The following is an 18,286-nucleotide window of genomic DNA, read 5'->3' on the forward strand; positions in this document are numbered from 1 at the left end:
AGGATGGCCCTTGAAGTAGCCAGGTGCTTCGGGCGTTTTGGTGATGACGTAAATCGTTGCCGCAGGCGACTTGCAGGGCTTTCGAGGGGTCGCGCGTATAGCGCCGGGCCCGCGCTAAACGTGGAACCCGTATTGCGCGCGCATTACGTAGAGTTACGTCGGGGAAAGATGGACCGGCGTTTCTTGGCGCATTTCCGCATTCTGTGACATGCATGGTGATGGCGATCTTGCGAGCTGAACCGGTTTTTGTCCGGAAAAGTGTCTGTTGGCCTGGCGCCGTTGCGAGTCCTGCGGAGGGCCGGCCCGGCCGGGCCGCGACGGCCGACGGCCGGGACTCGACCTGCGGCAGCACCTCCCGGCCCGGGCCCTGCGGCGGTGCGCCGGGCGGTGTGGCGCGCTGGACGGGACGGGCGCCGCGAACGCGGTCCGGGCGGGGAACGGCGGTGCGAGGAACAGCCTTGCGGGGTACGGGCGTTGACGCTGTACGGGTACGAGTGTTGACGCTGTGTGGGCAGGGGCGCATGAGGGCGGCCGCTGGGGCCGGGCGGGCCGGCGGCCGCCGGGGCGGCGCGCGCGGCGCGGTGGCGGCCCTGACGGGGGCTCAGCCGGCGCGGGTGGCTCGGAAGGCACCGGCCGCCGGTGCCGGCCGGGGGAGTTCGGGGAATCCCTCCTGCCGTGCGGGGGGTGCCCGCTGCGGGCTCGTCGGGACCGCAGCCGCTCACCGCCAGGGGTCCTTGTCCGGTTCGCCGGAGCGGTACCGGTCGGCGCAGGCGCTGCGTGTCCGACGTTCGATCAACTCGATTGCCGCGGACTCGCCTTGACGCTTCTTCTCGGCCCGCGCGGCGTCCACGACGGAGCGCAGGATCTCGTACTGGCCGTTGGACAGCCCCATCGACTGATAGTCACCGTAGGTAGGGGTGTCCAGGGCTCGGCGGGCCCAGTGGGTGACGAGACGGGTGCACAGTTCCTCGGGCGCGGTGGACGAGGGCGCCGGGGAGACGCGCCCGGCGGTGCCACCGGACGCGCCGGAGGCGGAGGGCGGGCCCGAGGCGCCGTGTGCGCGGGTGGGGCCGGGAGGGCCGCTGTCACAGCCGGTCGCCGCCACGCCTGTCAGGAGCGCGAGTCCGGCGGCGAGGGCGAACACGGGGGTCAGGGTGGGGTGGCGGCTCGGTCGGCGGCGCGGCAGGCGTGCGGTCGTGTCGCGTCGAGGCCCTCCCGTTGCCATGCCCCGACGCTAGGGCGCCCGGCGCCCAGGGGCAACGGCCTCGCGCCGGGGAGGCGAAGGCCTCGTATCGCGGAGGCGATGTCCTTGGGCCGCGGAGGCGGTGGCCCCGCATCGCGGTGGCCCCGCATCGCGGGGGTGGCGGCCCGTGGTGTCGGGCGTGGCCCCGTGGCGCGAGAGCTGCGCCGCGGGGCCACGCCGTGGGGTCGGTGCCGGTGCGGGGTCAGCCCGCCGTCTGCACCGGGGCCGCGTCGCCCGGGTTCACGTCCCGCAGCAAACAGGTCAGCCGGGCCGTGCACACGCGCCGGCCCTCCTCGTCGCTGATCACGATCTCGTACGTCGCCGTGGAGCGCCCGCGGTGCACCGGTGTGGCGACCCCGGTCACCAGGCCGGAGCGGGCCCCGCGGTGGTGGGTGCAGTTGAGGTCGACGCCGACGGCGATCTTGGTGCTGCCGCCGTGCAGCATGGAGCCGACCGAGCCGAGCGTCTCCGCGAGGACGGCCGAGGCGCCGCCGTGCAGCAGGCCGTAGGGCTGGGTGTTGCCCTCGACCGGCATGGTGCCGACGACGCGGTCCGCGGACGCCTCGAGGATCTGCACGCCCATCCGGGTGCCGAGGTGACCGGCGGAGAACAGGGCGGGCAGATCGACACCGAGCGCGGCGTACTCGTCGATGACCTCCTGCGGGAACTTCACTTGCTGCTGCTCGCCCATGGGGCCGGCTCCGTTCGTCGGGATCGGTACGGCGGTCCGTCCGGTGTTCCTCCCGGTGTCCCGTTCGGTGTTCCGTACGGTGCTGCCGACTGAGCAAACGCTCAGTCGGTCGCCGATTGTTCCAGACGCACCACGACGGACTTGCTGGCCGGGGTGTTGCTGGTGTCGGCGGTGGCGTCCAGCGGGACCAGGACGTTCGTCTCCGGGTAGTAGGCGGCCGCGCAGCCGCGCGCCGTCGGATAGAGCACCACCCGGAAGCCGGGCGCCCGGCGCTCCACGCCGTCCTTCCACTCGCTCACCAGGTCGACGTACGAGCCTTCGGCGACGCCCAGCGTGCGCGCGTCCTCGGTGTTGACCAGCACCACCCGGCGGCCGTTGGTGATGCCCCGGTAGCGGTCGTCGAGACCGTAGATCGTGGTGTTGTACTGGTCGTGTGAGCGCAGGGTCTGGAGCAGCAGCCGGCCCTCGGGCAGGGCGGGGAACTCGACCGGCGCGGCGGTGAAGTTGGCCTTTCCGGTGGCCGTCGGGAAGCGGCGCTCGTCGCGCGGTGCGTGCGGCAGGGTGAAGCCCTCGGGGCGGGCCACGCGCGCGTTGAAGTCCTCGAAGCCGGGTATCACGCGCGCGATGCGGTCGCGGACGGTCGCGTAGTCCTTCTCGAAGTCCTCCCACGGGACCTTGCTGTCGGTGCCCAGCACCCGGCGTGCCAGCCGGCACACGATGGCCGGCTCGGACAGCAGGTGGGTGCTGGCGGGCGCCAGCCGGCCGCGGGAGGCGTGCACCATGCCCATGGAGTCCTCGACCGTCACGAACTGCTCGCCGCCGGCCTGGAGGTCGCGCTCGGTGCGGCCCAGCGTCGGCAGGATCAGGGCGCGTGCGCCGGTGACGACGTGCGAGCGGTTCAGCTTCGTCGAGACGTGCACGGTCAGCCGGGCGCGCCGCATGGCCGCCTCGGTGACGTCGGTGTCGGGCGAGGCGGAGACGAAGTTGCCGCCCATGGCGAAGAAGACCTTCGCCTCGCCGTCGCGCAGCGCGCGGATGGCCTGGACGACGTCGTAGCCGTGCTCGCGCGGCGGGGCGAAGCCGAACTCCTTCTCCAGCGCGTCCAGGAAGGCGGGGGCGGGCCGCTCGAAGATGCCCATGGTGCGGTCGCCCTGCACGTTGGAGTGGCCGCGCACCGGGCACACGCCCGCGCCGGGGCGGCCGATGTTGCCGCGCAGCAGCAGGAAGTTGACGACCTCGCGGATGGTCGGGACGGAGTGCTTGTGCTGGGTGAGGCCCATGGCCCAGCAGACGATGGTGCGCTTCGAGGCGAGCACCATGCGCAGGGCTTCGTCGATCTCCTCGCGGGTGAGGCCGGTCGCGGTGAGGGTCTCGTCCCAGTCGGCGGCACGGGCGGCCGCGGCGAACTCCTCGAAGCCGTGGGTGTGCTCGTCGACGAACGCCTGGTCGACGGCGCCCTCGGTCTCCAGGACGAGCCGGTTGAGGAGGCGGAAGAGGGCCTGGTCGCCGCCGATGCGGATCTGGAGGAAGAGGTCGTTGAGGGCGGCGCCCTTGAGCATGCCCTGCGGGGTCTGCGGGTTCTTGAAGCGCTCCAGCCCCGCTTCGGGCAGCGGGTTGACGCTGATGATCCGCGCGCCGTTCGCCTTGGCCTTCTCCAGCGCGGACAGCATCCGCGGGTGGTTGGTGCCGGGGTTCTGGCCGGCGACGATGATCAGGTCGGCCTGGTAGAGGTCGTCCAGCAGGACGCTGCCCTTGCCGATGCCGATCGTCTCGGTCAGGGCCGAGCCCGACGACTCGTGGCACATGTTCGAGCAGTCGGGCAGGTTGTTGGTGCCCAGTTCGCGGGCGAAGAGCTGGTAGAGGAACGCGGCCTCGTTGCTGGTGCGGCCCGAGGTGTAGAAGAGGGCCTCGTCGGGCGAGCCGAGGGCGGCGATCTCGTCGGCGACGATGTCGAAGGCGCGCTCCCAGGTGACCGGCTCGTAGTGGTCGGCGCCCTCGGGGAGGTACATGGGGTGGGTGAGGCGCCCCTGCTGGCCGAGCCAGTAGCCGCTGCGTGCGCCGAGGTCCTGGACGGAGTGGGCGGCGAAGAACTCGGGGGTGACCCGGCGCAGGGTGGCTTCCTCGGCGACCGCCTTCGCGCCGTTCTCGCAGAATTCCGCCGCGTGCCGGTGCTCCGGCTCGGGCCAGGCGCAGCCGGGACAGTCGAAGCCGTCCTTCTGGTTGACGCGCAGCAGGGTCAGCGCGGTGCGCTTGACGCCCATCTGCTGCTGGGCGATGCGCAGGGAGTGCCCGACGGCCGGCAGTCCGGCGGCCGCGTGCTTCGGCTCGGCGACGCGCGGCGCGTCCTGGACCGGATCGGCCTTCGGCGGCTTCGTTGCCATCGCGAGCTCTCCTTCTTCGGTGTGTGCTGCGTCTCCCGGGTCGTGCCGTCGGCTGCCCTGCCACGGGCCCGGGACCTTCGACATCCTCGATCCTCGCACGCGGCACCGACAGCGCTCGAAGCCGGTCGTGCGGGGAAATGGGAGCAATGCTTGCGCGACGGCGGGTGCGCCTGCGGTGCGCGGCCCGCGCCACCCGCGCCCCGTGCCACCCGCGCCCGGGTGCCCTGCCGCCGCCTGCGGGGCGGCGGCGGGACGGCCGGGGGACGGGCCGACGGACAGGCGGGGGACGGCCGACGGACAGGCGGGGGACGACCGGGCGCGGGGGCGTGAGTGCGCAGGGCGGAGCCGACTGTCGGTGCGGCGTGGCAGGATCGGGGACGTGGCAGATTCAGCAGCGAAGACGACCGACGAAACCTCCGGCGAGAGCCGCCCGCGCCTGATGCTCATGGACGGGCACTCGCTGGCCTACCGCGCGTTCTTCGCGCTGCCCGCGGAGAACTTCACGACCGCGACGGGCCAGCCGACGAACGCGATCTACGGCTTCGCGTCGATGCTGGCGAACACGCTGCGCGACGAGTCGCCCACGCACTTCGCGGTGGCCTTCGACGTCTCCCGCAAGACCTGGCGCTCCGAGGAGTTCACGGAGTACAAGGCGAACCGTTCCAAGACCCCGGACGAGTTCAAGGGCCAGGTCGAGCTGATCGGCGAGCTGCTCGACTCGATGCACGTCTCCCGGTTCGCGGTCGACGGCTTCGAGGCCGACGACATCATCGCCACGCTCGCCACGCAGGCCGAGGCCGCCGGCTTCGAGGTGCTGATCGTCACCGGTGACCGCGACTCCTTCCAGCTGGTCTCCGAGCACACGACGGTGCTGTACCCGACGAAGGGTGTCTCCGAGCTGACCCGGTTCACCCCGGAGAAGGTGTTCGAGAAGTACGGACTGACGCCCGCGCAGTACCCCGACTTCGCGGCCCTGCGCGGCGACCCGTCCGACAACCTGCCGGGCATCCCCGGCGTCGGCGAGAAGACGGCCGCGAAGTGGATCAACCAGTTCGGCTCGTTCGCGGACCTGGTCGAGCGCGTCGACGAGGTCAAGGGCAAGGCCGGGCAGAACCTGCGCGACCACCTGGAGGCGGTGAAGCTCAACCGCCGGCTGACCGAGATGGTGCGCGACGTCGAGCTGCCGAAGACGGTCGCCGACCTGGAGCGCGCGCCGTACGACCGCAAGACCATGGCGATGATCCTGGACACCCTGGAGATCCGTAACCCCTCGCTGCGCGAGCGGCTGCTCGCCGTCGACCCGGGCGCGGACGAGGCCGAACCGACCGCGGTGGTCGCGGAGGGCGTGGAGCTGGACGGCACGGTGCTCGGCACCGGCGAGCTGACCGGCTGGCTGGCCGGGCATGCCGGTGAGGTCCTCGGTGTCGCCATGGTCGACGCCTGGGCGCTGGGCAGCGGCTCGGTCTCCGAGGTCGCGCTCGCCGCGGGCGGCGGTGCGGCCGCCTGGTTCGACCCGTCCGAGCTGGACGAGGCCGACGAGAACGCCTTCGCGGCCTGGCTGTCCGACGCGGACGCGCCGAAGGTCCTGCACAACGCCAAGCGCGCCATGCGGGTCCTCGCCGAGCACGGCTGGAGCGTCGCCGGGGTGCGCATGGACACCGCGCTGGCCGCCTACCTGGTCAAGCCCGGCCGGCGCTCCTTCGACCTGGACGCGCTGTCCCTGGAGTACCTCGGGCGGGAGCTGGCCCCGGCCGCCGCGGCCGACGGCCAGCTGGCCTTCGGGGCGGACGACGGAGCCGAGGCCGAGGCCCTGATGGTGCAGGCCCGCGCGATCCTCGACCTGGGGGAGGCGTTCGAGAGCCGGCTGGCGGAGGCCGGCGCCGCGGACCTGCTGCGGGACATGGAACTGCCCACCTCGGCGCTGCTCGCGCGGATGGAGCGGCACGGCATCGCGGCGGACCGGGCCCACCTGGAGGCCATGGAGCAGATGTTCGCGGGCGCGGTGCAGCAGGCCGTGAAGGAGGCGCACGCCGCTGCCGGACACGAGTTCAACCTGGGCTCGCCCAAGCAGCTCCAGGAGGTCCTCTTCGGCGAGCTGGCCCTGCCCAAGACCAAGAAGACGAAGACGGGCTACACCACCGACGCGGACGCGCTCGCCTGGCTGGCCGGCCAGACCGACAACGAACTGCCGGTCATCATGCTCCGCCATCGCGAGCAGGCGAAGCTGCGCGTCACCGTCGAGGGCCTGATCAAGACGATCGCGGGCGACGGCCGTATCCACACCACCTTCAACCAGACGGTGGCGGCGACCGGACGGCTGTCGTCCACGGACCCGAACCTCCAGAACATCCCGGTGCGCACCGACGAGGGCCGGGCGATCCGGCGCGGCTTCGTCGTCGGCGAGGGCTTCGAGTCGCTGATGACGGCGGACTACAGCCAGATCGAACTGCGGGTGATGGCCCACCTGTCCGAGGACGAGGGCCTGATCGAGGCGTTCACCTCGGGCGAGGACCTGCACACCACGGTCGCCTCGCAGGTCTTCTCCGTCGAGCGCTCCGCCGTGGACGCGGAGATGCGCCGCAAGATCAAGGCGATGTCGTACGGCCTGGCGTACGGCCTGTCGGCCTTCGGTCTCTCCCAGCAGCTGAACATCGAGGCGGGCGAGGCCCGCGCGCTCATGGACACCTACTTCGAGCGCTTCGGCGGCGTACGGGACTATCTGCGCCGGGTCGTGGACGAGGCACGGTCGACGGGCTACACCGAGACCCTCTTCGGCCGCCGCCGTCATCTGCCCGACCTGAACAGCGACAACCGGCAGCGCCGCGAGACGGCGGAGCGCATGGCCCTCAACGCCCCGATCCAGGGCACGGCGGCGGACATCGTCAAGATCGCCATGCTGAACGTGGACCGGGCGCTGCGGGAGGCGGACCTCACGTCCCGGATGCTGCTCCAGGTCCACGACGAAATCGTCCTGGAGATCGCCCCCGGTGAGCGGGTGGCGACCGAGGAGATCGTCCGCCGTGAGATGGCGGGCGCGGTCGCGCTGCGCGCCCCGCTGGACGTGTCGGTGGGTGTGGGGCCCGACTGGGAGTCGGCCGCGCACTGAGCGCGCCGCCCGGACCCGGCGGTCCGCCCGCGGGCGCGGCCGCCCGTCCGGTGGCCCGCGCCGCCGGACGGTGTGCGGGGCACGGGGGCGGGGTGCGGGTGGGCGGTGGACCTTCTTCCGCAGCAGTCCGTCACCCGCGTGGCCCCCGCGAGAACGCCCGCGGGGGGCCGTGACCGTAAGGATGCGGGCATGGGTATACGCATGCTCCACCGCCGGACGGGACCCGACCGGGCCCGTCCCCAGGGACAGTCGCCGGCGCGGTCCGACGGCAAGGGCAGGGCTGTTACCGGTGCCGGGCTCCCGGTGGTCCCGGCCTTCGCGGCCGGGGCGGGGGCCGTCCGTGTCCCCGCCACGGCGGCCATGGCCGCACGCCGGACGGCGGCCGGGCTCCGGCGCCGGTTCACCCGCGGGGGACCGTACGCCGCGGACCTCCGTGAGACGCCCGCCTGGCGCCTGTGGGCCGACACCGGCCGGGCCTACCTGTACCTGCTCCTGGCCCGGCTTCCCCGGAGGCCCCGCGCCACGAGGACCGTCACCGTGTTCGTCGCGGCGCCCGTCGGGCTCCGTCCGCCTGAGAGCTCCGGACAGGAGTGAGGCCCGTCGGGCGCCACTTGTGTCCGGAGCCCCAAGGGAGCCCTAAGGACGGCCCCGGCCGACGCTGACGCCCTCCACGGCCTCCACACCCTCCACGTCCTCTACGCCCTCCACGCCTTCCACGTCCTCCGGGCGCCCGGCGGCGGCCCCGGGTGCCGGACGCCACACGCGGACGCCGACGGCGTACAGCAGCAGTCCCGGCACGAGTCCCGCGCCCACGCCGAAACACAGCGTCGGGATCAGCTCCAACAGGCTGAGTGTCGTGTCCCAGGACACCCACCCCCGCGACACCCGCTGCACCGCCCCGGCCAGCACGCAGCCGCCGAGCAACGAGGCCGCCCACCAGCGGTCCCGCGCCGAGAGAACCGGCACACCCGAGAATCCGCCCTCCGCCCTCTCGTCGGCGGCACCCGTCGGCCCCTCGGCCGGGCGGGCCGCTGCCGGACCGGCCGCCGTCGGACGGGCCGCGGCCGAGCGGGCCGCAACCGGGCGGGCCGCAACCGGGCGGGCCGCAACCGGGCGGGCCGCAACCGGGCGGGCCGCAACCGGGCGGGCCGCAACCGGACGGGCCGCAACCGGGCGGGTGGGCGTGCGGCGCAGTGCGATCAGCACGAACGCGGCGATCACCACCGCGGCCACGGCCGAGCTGCCGTACTGCGCGTACCAGTACACCGGCCGGCCCGCCGCCTCCCGGCCCAGCACCGGGAACAGTCGCGTACCCCAGCGGTCGTGGTGCGTGAACGCGTCCCACACGACATGCGTCAGCGCGCCGAGCACCGCCGACAGGTACCACCGCGCCGCCGTGACCGCCCCCGCGCGCGCCCGCGGCGCCCCGCAGTGCAGCAGCGCCGCCCACCGCCCCTGCCGGGTCCGCGGCAGCAGCGCCACCAGCGGCTCCCGCACCAGCGACCACAGGCCCACCAGCGCCCAGGCGACGGGCACGTCGACCGTGAAGACGCCCGGGAAGGAGTGCGTGACCTCGCCGAACTCCATCGCCCCCGGGACGGCACCTGCCGCGTAATAGGTCATGTCGGGCGCGAAGGAACCGGCCACGAGGACCGCGGGCACCAGCGGCCCCCGGCCGGAGCCGTCGGTGCGCAATCCGGGCAATACGGCCGCCGCGTGGCTCAGGGTGAACGGCAACTCGGCCTCCTGTGCAGGACGTTGGCCGAACGGCCGACCCGATGATCGTTTGCCGTCCAGTATGCGTGACGATCGTCTCGGATAACCGGACTTGGCCAACTGGTGAATATCGGGCGCGAACGGGTGCCCGTGGAAAGCAAGTTGTCGTAGGGTCGCCTGGGTCACACACCCGGGAGGGCAACCCCCGGGGCGGCAGGGCCGTCACACCAGAGCGGGACATGCAGACGGAAGTCGGTCGGGCGCACACGGCGCCCACGGGAGGGGTTCACTCGATGGCGGCGCAATTCGGCAAGCGTCTTCGCAAGGGGGCCCTCGCCACCACCGTGGCGGCGGCCGCGGTCGCGGCACTCTCCGCCTCTCAGGCGCCGGGAGTGACGGTCGACACCCAGGGCAGGCAGACGGCCGCCGACGCGCAGGCCACGCCCGAGGCGACCGTCGGCGACGGCGCCGCCACCGGCAACTCGCCCTACTACACCGACCTGCCGCCGCTGAACAGCCCGGACCCCGCGACCCCGGCCCCGACGCCGGGCGCGAGCGCGGGCCCCGTCGCGACGGGACCGGTCGAGGCGGGCATACCCGCCACCGTCCTGGACGCCTACAAGAAGGCCGCGGCCGAGCTGGCCGGCTCCAAGGCCGGCTGCAACCTGCCCTGGGAACTCCTCGCCGCCATCGGCAAGGTCGAGTCGGGCCAGGCCCGCGGCGGCAACGTCGACGCCAACGGCACCACCCTCAGCCCCATCCTGGGCCCGAAGCTGGACGGCAACGGCTTCGCGCTCATCCAGGACACCGACCACGGTGCCTACGACGGCGACACCACCGTCGACCGGGCCGTGGGCCCCATGCAGTTCATCCCGTCCACCTGGGCGTGGGCGGGCCGCGACGGCAACGGCGACGGCGCCAAGGACCCCAACAACGTCTACGACGCCGCCCTCGCCGCGGGCCACTACCTGTGCCGCAACGGCTGGGACCTGTCCACCCAGGCCGACCTCCACCGCGCGATCCTCAGCTACAACTACTCGCAGGACTACCTGAACACGGTCCTGTCGTGGCTGGAGTACTACCGCAAGGGCACCCACGAGATCCCGGACGGCACCGGCAGCCTGCCCGCCCACCGCAGCGACGGCCAGCACTCGTCGGGCCCCACCACCTCACCGTCCGCGCCTTCGACGCCCAATCCGTCCGCGCCGGCCCCCGAGAAGCCGAAGCCGTCGACGCCGAGCACTCCGGCCCCGACGCCGACCGACACGGTGGACCACCTCAAGGACGTCGGCACGGCGAAGCTCACCGCGACGGCGGGCCAGGCGTTCGACGGGAAGATCAGCACGCGCGCCGAGACCAAGGCGGGCAAGGGCGTCGGCAAGGTACGGATCCGCTTCACCCTCGTCGGCGACACCGACGCCACCTTCACCGGCGGCGAGAGCGTCGCGACCGTCGTCACCGACACCACGGGCGTCGCGGTGGCGCCCGTGCTCCAGGCGGGCGAGAAGACCGGCAGCTTCACCGTCCGAGCCCTCGTCGTGGGCCGCACGCTCTCCGCCGTCGACCACGCGGCCACCGTCAGCGCCCGCGCCGCCGACACGCTCACCCGCACCGGCGACGCCGCGCCGAGCTGCACCGCGGGCGGGGAGTTCGCCGACCAGGTCGAGGTGAAGGCCACCTACGGCGGCGCCGTCGCGGACAAGGTCGCGGCCACCGCCATGCTCGTCGCGGCGGCGGGTGACACGACCGAGAACGACAAGGGCCCCTACTTCAAGGACGCGAACGGCAACGCCGTACGCACCCTGACGGGCCTGGAGACCGACGCGAACGGCCTGCTGAAGCTGCCCAAGCTGTACGCGGACGACACCGCCGGCACCTACCTGCTGCGCATCACCACCACCGGCGGGGCGACGCTGACCGTCGAACTGACGGTCACGGCGGCCGCGACGCCCGACCCGACCCCCAGCCCCACCGAGTCCGCCTCGGCGACCGCCTCCGCGTCCGCTTCCGCGACTCCCTCGGCCTGACCGGCCCGGCCGGCACCGCCGGTTGGTCTTCCGGCCCGCGCGAGACAGGGCGCCCCTCCGCTTCGGCGGCGGGGCGCCTTCGTCGTGTGCGCCCTGCGTGTTCTCATCTCGCCCGGCCGTTGCTACGGTGCCCGATCTGACGAGGTATCAGTTCCAGTCCGTCGGGAGGCTCCGTATGCGTGCCCTGATCGCCGCCGCGACCGGTCTCGCCCTCGCGTTCGCCCTGGTCCTCACCCTCACCGCGCTGGGCTCACCGACCGGCCGCACGTCCCCCGAACCGCTGCTGACGACGGTCCCCGCACACCCGTGACCGTCCGCTGACAGCCGTCCGCCGAAAGCCGATTCCACCCGGGAGGGAGGCCGAGATGCGCCGCAAGGCCGGCCTGGTCCTGCTCGCCCTCGCCGTGTTCTTCGCGGCGCTGTCCCCGTTGCTGCGCTGGTACGCCTTCCCGCGCCTGGCCAAGATCCCCGCGAACCAGTACCAGGACATGGTCCTGGAGGCGAAGGACGCCACCCTCCTCGACTACGGCACCATGCAGGCCCGCAAGGTCTCCAAGGTCACCATCGTGCAGACCCTCAAGGGCAACGTGGCGGAGTCGGACCGGATCGAGAAGACCGCCGGCCGGGACGTCGTGGTCTGGGACGGCCTCTCCTATGTCCAGGGCCCCGACGGCAAGATGGTATCCAAGGTGTCCGAGCGCTACATCTTCGACGCCCACACCCAGGAACCCGTCCACGCCACCGGCGAGGCCGTCGACGGCGATCCGGTGCGACGGCAGGGCATCGAGTTCAAGTGGCCCTTCCTGACGGAGAAGCGGGACTACGAGTACTTCGACGCGCAGACCCGCACCTCGGCGCCCATCCACTACCGGGGCACCCGGGACTTCCGCGGCCTGAAGGTCTACTACTTCGAGCAGACCGTCCCCTGGACCAAGGTCGCGTTCCCCAAGGTCATGCCCGTCGAGGGCGTCACGCCCGAGTCCGTCGCCGGGACCGGCACCACCCGCTGGTACACCACGGTCCGCAGGTTCTGGGTCGAACCCGTCACCGGCGCCCCCGTCTACGGCGAGGAGATCCACCAGGAGGAACTGCGCGGCGGCACCCTGCTCGGCGGCCGCGCGAAGGTCACCGCGTTCGCGGGACACGTGAAGATGCGCGAGGACTACATCGAACACACGGTCGCCCTGGTCAAGTCCAACCGCACCCTGGTCCTGCTGCTGACCTCCTACCTGCCCTGGGGCTTCCTGGCCCTGGCCGCGCTGCTGCTGGCCCTCTCCCTCTGGCTGGAGGCACGCGGCCGGCGCCCCGGCGGTCCGGCACCGGCGCCCGCCGCGGACCCCGAACCGGTCACCGCCTGAGCCGGGCGTTGGTGTGCCGGGTCGGCTCCGCGGTGGCGGGGTCCTCCGGCCAGGGATGCTTCGGATAGCGGCCGCGCAGCTCGGCCCGTACGTCCTTGTAGCCGTCCTTCCAGAAGGAGGCGAGGTCGGCGGTGACGGCGGCGGGCCGGCCCGCCGGGGAGAGCAGATGCACGAGCAGCGGCACCCCCGCGACGGCCGGCGACCGCTGGAGGCCGAACATCTCCTGCAGCTTCACCGCGAGCACGGGCTGCTGCGGATCCCCGTAGTCGATCCGGACCTGGGAACCGCTGGGCACGGTGATCCGCTCGGGGGCCAGTTCGTCGAGACGGGCGGCGTCCCCGGACGCCCACGGGAGCAGCCGGGCGAGCGCCTCCCGGGCGTCGATCCGCGCCAGGTCCGCGCGCCGGCGCGCCCGGCCGAGCTCCGGCTCCAGCCAGTCGTCCACGCGCGCGTGCAGCGCCTCGTCGCCGACGTCCGGCCACGGGTCACCGAGGTGCAGCCGCAGAAAGGCGAGCCGCCGGCGCAGCGACTCCGCGTCCTGCGTCCACCGCAGCAGCCCGAACCCTTCCTGCCGCAACCCCTCGACCAGCGCGTTCCGTACGAGTCCGGGGTCCGGGGCGGCCGGCGGGCGCACCGTGAGCTCCACGGCACCCAGCCGCTCGACCCGCCGGGCGACCACGTCGCCGTCCGCCCAGTGCACCTCCTGGCCGTGGGAGAGCAGCGGCGCGGCCGCGGACCGGGCCACGTCCTCGTCCACCACGGCCGCGAGCTGCACCCGCGCGTGCCCCCGGCCGAGCGGCCGGTCCGCTACCGCGACCGCGAGCCAGGGCGTCCCGCGCAACCCCGAGCCCTCGCGGAGCTCCGCGCGGGTCCCCGAGGCCATCAGGTAGGAGTCGCCGTGCGCCCGGGCGACACGCTCGGGAAAGGCAAGCGCGGCAACCAGCCCCACCAGCCGATCCTCCCCGAGCCCCGACCCGGCACCGGCCACGGCGCCAGCGGCACGGGCCACGGCGCCAGTGGCACCGGCCACGGCGCCAGCGGCACCGGCCACGGCGCCTGGGGCACCGGCCGAAGTGCCTGTGGCGCCGGCTGCGGCACCCGTGGCGCCGGCTGCGGCACCCGTGGCGCCGGCTGCGGCACCCGTGGCACCGGCTGCGGCACCCGTGGCACCGGCTGCGGCACCCGGGGCGCCGGCCATAGCGCCTGAGACACCGGCCGCAGTACCCGTGGCACCGGCCGCAGTACCCGTGGCACCGGCCGCGGCACCCACGGCACCGGCCGCGGCACTCGCGGACCACGCGGCTGGATCCGGGGATCCCGCCACGGGATCCGCCGAGCCGGCGGCGGGATCCGGGGGCACGGCACCGACGGCACCCGAGCCGGCACCCGCGGACTCGGTCGTGGCGCCCGCGGATCCCGCGCCGAGTCCCGTGTCCCCGGTACCGGGATCCGCCGCCCCCGCCACGGCGGACCGCAGGCGTCGTGTCTCCGTCCGCCAGCGGGCCGCGTACGCGTCACCCCCGCGCCGGGCCGCCCGCAGGGCCGCCGCCAGGTCGTCCCCGTACTCCCGCGGCGGCTCCTCGGCGAGCAGGGCCACCACCTCGGCCGCCCGCTCCGCGCCGACCGCCGCCGCCGCGTCCAGCAGCGCCCGCCCCAGCCGGGGGTGCAGCCCCAGCCGTGCCATGCGGACCCCGCGCGGGGTGGCCCGGCCGGCCGCGTCGACCGCGCCGATCGCCGTCAGCACGGACCGCGCCGCCGCCATCGCCCCGCCCGGCGGCGGATCCAGCAGCGCCAGCCCCGACGCCTGCGGATCTCCCCAGCAGGCGGCCTGGAGGGCGAACGCGGTCAGGTCGGCCACCTTGATCTCCGGTGCCGGGAAGCGCGGCAGCCGGATGTCCTCCGCTTCCGTCCAGCACCGGTACACCGCGCCCGGCGCCTCGCGCCCGGCCCGCCCCGCCCGCTGCCGGCCCGCCGCCTGCGACGCCCGTACGGTCGCCAGCGCGCTCAGCCCGCGCGCGTGGTCGACGCGCGGCTCGCGCGCCAGCCCCGAGTCGACCACCACCCGCACCCCGGGCACCGTCAGCGACGACTCCGCCACGGACGTCGCGAGGACCACCCGGCGCCTCGCGCCCGGCGCCAGCACCGCGTCCTGCACGGCCGCCGGAGCCCGCCCGTGCACCTGGAGCATATCTACGTCGCCGAGCGCCCCGAGCTGTCCGGCGACCCGCGCGATCTCGCCCACGCCCGGAAGGAAGCAGAGCACGTCACCGGAGCGCTCGGCCAGCGCCCTGCGCACCACCGACGCCACGTGCGCCGGCAGCGCCGGGTCGACCCGCATCCCGTGCGGCGGCCGCAGCGGCCGGGCCGGCGGCGCCCACACCACCTCGACGTCGTACGCGGCCCCGCGCGCCTCGACCACCGGCGCTCCGCCCAGCAGCCGCGCCCAGCCGTCCGCGTCGGTCGTCGCCGACGCGGCCACCAGGCGCAGCTCGGGGCGCAGCGCCGAGCGGACGTCCCACAGGAACGCCGCCACCGTGTCCGCGTCCAGATGCCGCTCGTGGCACTCGTCGATCACCACCACGTCGACGCCCGCCAGCTCCTGGTCACGCTGGAGGCGCTGGAGCAGTACACCGGTCGTGACGACCTCCACGCGTGCGTGGCGCCCGACCACCCGCTCGCCGCGCACGGTGTAGCCGACGCTCTCGCCGACCTTCTCGCCCAGCAGCCAGGCCATCCGCCGGGCCGCCGCCCGCGCCGCGATCCGTCGCGGCTCGGCGACCACCACCCGCCGCGCGGGACCCGCGCCGGTCAGACCGGCCAGGGCGAGCGGGACGAGCGTCGTCTTGCCGGTGCCGGGCGGCGCCACGAGGACGGCCGTGCCGTGCGCCTCCAGGGCCTCGTCCAGGGCGGGCAGTGCCGCGCGGACGGGCAGGGCGTCCAGGGCGTCGTAACGGATCACTCGTTCAGCCTCGTATGTTCAGTCCCGTACGCACATGTGTTCAGTCACGTACGCACACGAAGATCGCCGTCCCCGGGATCAGGTTCCCGCGCAGCGGCGACCAGCCGCCCCACTCGGCGGTGTTCCAGGCCGGCCACTCCGGCTCCACCAGGTCGACCAGGCGGAAACCGGCCGCCACCACGTCGCGCACACGGTCGCCGACGGTCCGGTGGTGCTCCACGTACACGGCCCGGCCCTCCTCGTCCTGCTCCACGTACGGCGTGCGGTCGAAGTAGGAGGCGGCCACCGAGAGGCCCTCGGGACCCGGCTCGTCCGGGAACGCCCAGCGGATCGGGTGCGTCACCGAGAAGACGAACCGGCCGCCGGGCCGCAGCACCCGGCGCACCTCGCGCAGCACCAGGACCGGGTCGGCCACGAACGGCAGCGCGCCGTACGCCGAGCACGCCAGGTCGAAGGAGGCGTCCGCGAAGGGCAGCGCGGCCGCGTCGGCACAGACGAGGGGAAACGATCCGCCGATCCGCAGCGCGTGCTGGAGCTGGCGGTGGGAGAGGTCCAGCGCGACCGGGCGCGCGCCCTGGGCGGCCAGCCAGCGCGCGCACTGGGCCGCGCCGGCGCCGATCTCCAGGACGTCCTTGCCCTTGAGCGCCTCCGGCGGGCCGAGCAGCTCGGCCTCCACCTCGTCCAGGCCCTCGGGGCCCCACACGAAGCGGTCGTCCCCGAGGAAGGTCCCGTGCTCGACCTGGTACTCGTCGGCGTTGCGGTCCCACCAGCCCCGGTTGGCCCTCGCGCTCTCCGCGACGTCCGAGGCGCGGCGGGTGGCTTCCGGTTCGAAGGTCTCGGGCTCTTGGATGATCGGCTCCCTCGTATTAGTCTGCGGCCACTTCCTGCCACACGCCGGGCGTGTCACGGAAGGGGTCTCCCGGCCTGTGTGGCCTGCTGGGACGAGTTTTTGTGCCGGATTTGGGGCGATCCGCCCCGGGTGTGCGCCTTCGCGCATTGACCCTGCCCGGCTGCCCCCGTATGCTACAAGTTGCGCTGCGAGCCTGCGCTCCTCAGACCTAGCAGGCTGCGCTCGCATCTGTTGTATGTCCCCTCGGTTTTCGAGGCGCCGCCAGAGTTCTCTCGGTGTGGCGCTTCCTTGGCTGTCCGGCTTCATCAGAGCGATCACGGGCTCCCGGCGTAGCAGTACCTACGACTTTCTGTCCGTAACCGGAGCCCTTTCCCACATGACGAGCAGCACCGAGACCACCGCCACCACCCCGCAGGTTGCGGTCAACGACATCGGTAACGAGGAAGCCTTCCTCGCCGCGATCGACGAGACGATCAAGTACTTCAACGACGGCGACATCGTCGACGGCGTCATCGTGAAGGTCGACCGGGACGAGGTCCTGCTCGACATCGGTTACAAGACCGAAGGTGTCATCCCGAGCCGCGAGCTCTCGATCAAGCACGATGTCGACCCGAACGAGGTCGTCAAGGTCGGCGACGAGATCGAGGCCCTTGTTCTCCAGAAGGAGGACAAGGAAGGCCGCCTGATCCTCTCGAAGAAGCGCGCCCAGTACGAGCGTGCCTGGGGCACCATCGAGAAGATCAAGGAAGAGGACGGCATCGTCACCGGCACCGTCATCGAGGTCGTCAAGGGTGGTCTCATCCTCGACATCGGCCTCCGTGGCTTCCTGCCGGCCTCCCTCGTCGAGATGCGCCGCGTCCGCGACCTCCAGCCCTACGTGGGCAAGGAGCTCGAGGCCAAGATCATCGAGCTGGACAAGAACCGCAACAACGTGGTCCTGTCCCGCCGTGCCTGGCTGGAGCAGACCCAGTCCGAGGTCCGCCAGACGTTCCTCACGACCCTCCAGAAGGGTCAGGTCCGCTCCGGCGTCGTGTCCTCGATCGTCAACTTCGGTGCCTTCGTGGACCTGGGTGGCGTCGACGGTCTGGTTCACGTCTCCGAGCTGTCCTGGAAGCACATCGACCACCCGTCCGAGGTTGTCGAGGTCGGCCAGGAAGTCACCGTCGAGGTCCTCGACGTCGACATGGACCGCGAGCGTGTCTCCCTGTCGCTGAAGGCGACGCAGGAGGACCCGTGGCAGCAGTTCGCCCGTACCCACCAGATCGGCCAGGTCGTCCCGGGTAAGGTCACGAAGCTGGTTCCGTTCGGTGCGTTCGTCCGCGTGGACGAGGGCATCGAGGGTCTGGTCCACATCTCCGAGCTGGCCGAGCGCCACGTGGAGATCCCGGAGCAGGTCGTCCAGGTCAACGACGAGATCTTCGTCAAGGTCATCGACATCGACCTCGAGCGTCGTCGCATCAGCCTCTCGCTGAAGCAGGCCAACGAGTCCTTCGGTGCCGACCCGGCCTCGGTCGAGTTCGACCCGACCCTGTACGGCATGGCCGCGTCGTACGACGACCAGGGCAACTACATCTACCCCGAGGGCTTCGACCCCGAGACCAACGACTGGCTCGAGGGCTACGAGACCCAGCGCGAGGCCTGGGAGCACCAGTACGCCGAGGCGCAGCAGCGCTTCGAGCAGCACCAGGCTCAGGTCATCAAGTCCCGCGAGGCCGACGAGGCCGCTGCCGCCGAGGGCGGCGAGGCTGCGGCTCCGGCCGCGTCCGGTGGCGGTTCGTACTCCTCCGAGGGTGCCGACACGTCCGGCGCGCTGGCCTCGGACGAGGCGCTTGCCGCGCTGCGCGAGAAGCTGGCCGGCGGCCAGAGCTGATCGCTGAGCAGTAGCTAGCTCTCTGCCGAGGGCCCGCACCCACCCGGGTGCGGGCCCTCGGTGCTTGTGTGTTCCGGTACGCGCG

General features: G+C 73.1%; 12 protein-coding genes. 6 read left to right on the top strand and 6 right to left on the bottom strand.

The annotated features are described in order from the left end of the window. Positions 1 to 718 precede the first annotated feature (718 nt). The 3 genes from ACZ7OY_RS05575 to ACZ7OY_RS05585 form a co-directional block, all read right to left on the bottom strand. Positions 719 to 1,225, bottom strand: a complete 507-nt coding sequence (locus ACZ7OY_RS05575) for a hypothetical protein (protein WP_471910157.1) — start codon at positions 1,223 to 1,225, stop codon at positions 719 to 721. A 220-nt stretch (positions 1,226 to 1,445) separates the two neighbouring features. Further along, on the bottom strand, positions 1,446 to 1,934 hold the full coding sequence (locus tag ACZ7OY_RS05580) for a hotdog fold thioesterase (protein ID WP_351617632.1): 489 nt from the start codon (positions 1,932 to 1,934) through the stop codon (positions 1,446 to 1,448). Between the two features lie 101 nt (positions 1,935 to 2,035). Beyond that, positions 2,036 to 4,315 carry an FdhF/YdeP family oxidoreductase gene (locus ACZ7OY_RS05585; RefSeq protein WP_471910158.1) on the bottom strand — a complete coding sequence of 760 codons (2,280 nt, stop codon included), beginning with the start codon at positions 4,313 to 4,315 and terminating at the stop codon, positions 2,036 to 2,038. 379 nt (positions 4,316 to 4,694) lie between these two features. Here ACZ7OY_RS05585 and polA point away from each other — a divergent pair, with 379 nt between their 5' ends. Both polA and ACZ7OY_RS05595 read left to right on the top strand, forming a co-directional pair. Then, complete coding sequence (polA, locus tag ACZ7OY_RS05590; protein WP_471910159.1) at positions 4,695 to 7,421, top strand: DNA polymerase I; 2,727 nt, start codon at positions 4,695 to 4,697, stop codon at positions 7,419 to 7,421. 189 nt (positions 7,422 to 7,610) lie between these two features. Further along, a complete protein-coding gene (locus ACZ7OY_RS05595) occupies positions 7,611 to 8,015 on the top strand; it encodes a hypothetical protein (protein WP_471910160.1) in 405 nt (134 codons plus the stop codon). A gap of 42 nt (positions 8,016 to 8,057) precedes the next feature. Here ACZ7OY_RS05595 and ACZ7OY_RS05600 read toward each other — a convergent pair whose 3' ends face one another. Beyond that, complete coding sequence (locus ACZ7OY_RS05600; RefSeq protein WP_471910161.1) at positions 8,058 to 9,158, bottom strand: DUF4184 family protein; 1,101 nt, start codon at positions 9,156 to 9,158, stop codon at positions 8,058 to 8,060. A 272-nt stretch (positions 9,159 to 9,430) separates the two neighbouring features. On the opposite strand from ACZ7OY_RS05600, the gene ACZ7OY_RS05605 reads away from it, so the two are divergent. The 3 genes from ACZ7OY_RS05605 (at position 9,431) to pgfA (ending at position 12,522) form a co-directional block, all read left to right on the top strand. Next, positions 9,431 to 11,164 carry a lytic transglycosylase domain-containing protein gene (locus ACZ7OY_RS05605; RefSeq protein WP_471910162.1) on the top strand — a complete coding sequence of 578 codons (1,734 nt, stop codon included), beginning with the start codon at positions 9,431 to 9,433 and terminating at the stop codon, positions 11,162 to 11,164. A 175-nt stretch (positions 11,165 to 11,339) separates the two neighbouring features. Beyond that, complete coding sequence (locus ACZ7OY_RS05610) at positions 11,340 to 11,474, top strand: SPW_0924 family protein (protein WP_351617647.1); 135 nt, start codon at positions 11,340 to 11,342, stop codon at positions 11,472 to 11,474. A 55-nt stretch (positions 11,475 to 11,529) separates the two neighbouring features. Then, a complete protein-coding gene (pgfA, locus tag ACZ7OY_RS05615; protein WP_471910163.1) occupies positions 11,530 to 12,522 on the top strand; it encodes a cell envelope lipid trafficking protein PgfA in 993 nt (330 codons plus the stop codon). On the opposite strand, the gene ACZ7OY_RS05620 is transcribed toward pgfA, so the two are convergent. After that, positions 12,512 to 15,481, bottom strand: a complete 2,970-nt coding sequence (locus ACZ7OY_RS05620) for an ATP-dependent RNA helicase (protein WP_471910164.1) — start codon at positions 15,479 to 15,481, stop codon at positions 12,512 to 12,514. The two genes, pgfA and ACZ7OY_RS05620, sit on opposite strands and share 11 nt — an antisense overlap. A 40-nt stretch (positions 15,482 to 15,521) precedes the next feature. Continuing rightward, positions 15,522 to 16,388: a class I SAM-dependent methyltransferase gene (locus ACZ7OY_RS05625; protein WP_471910165.1), complete on the bottom strand. Its 867-nt coding sequence runs from the start codon at positions 16,386 to 16,388 to the stop codon at positions 15,522 to 15,524. Positions 16,389 to 16,707: 319 nt separating this feature from the next. On the opposite strand from ACZ7OY_RS05625, the gene rpsA reads away from it, so the two are divergent. Then, positions 16,708 to 18,201: a 30S ribosomal protein S1 gene (gene rpsA, locus ACZ7OY_RS05630; protein ID WP_152895055.1), complete on the top strand. Its 1,494-nt coding sequence runs from the start codon at positions 16,708 to 16,710 to the stop codon at positions 18,199 to 18,201. The last annotated feature ends 85 nt before the right edge of the window (positions 18,202 to 18,286 follow it).

The organism is Streptomyces sp. NPDC107559 (genome assembly GCF_055657365.1).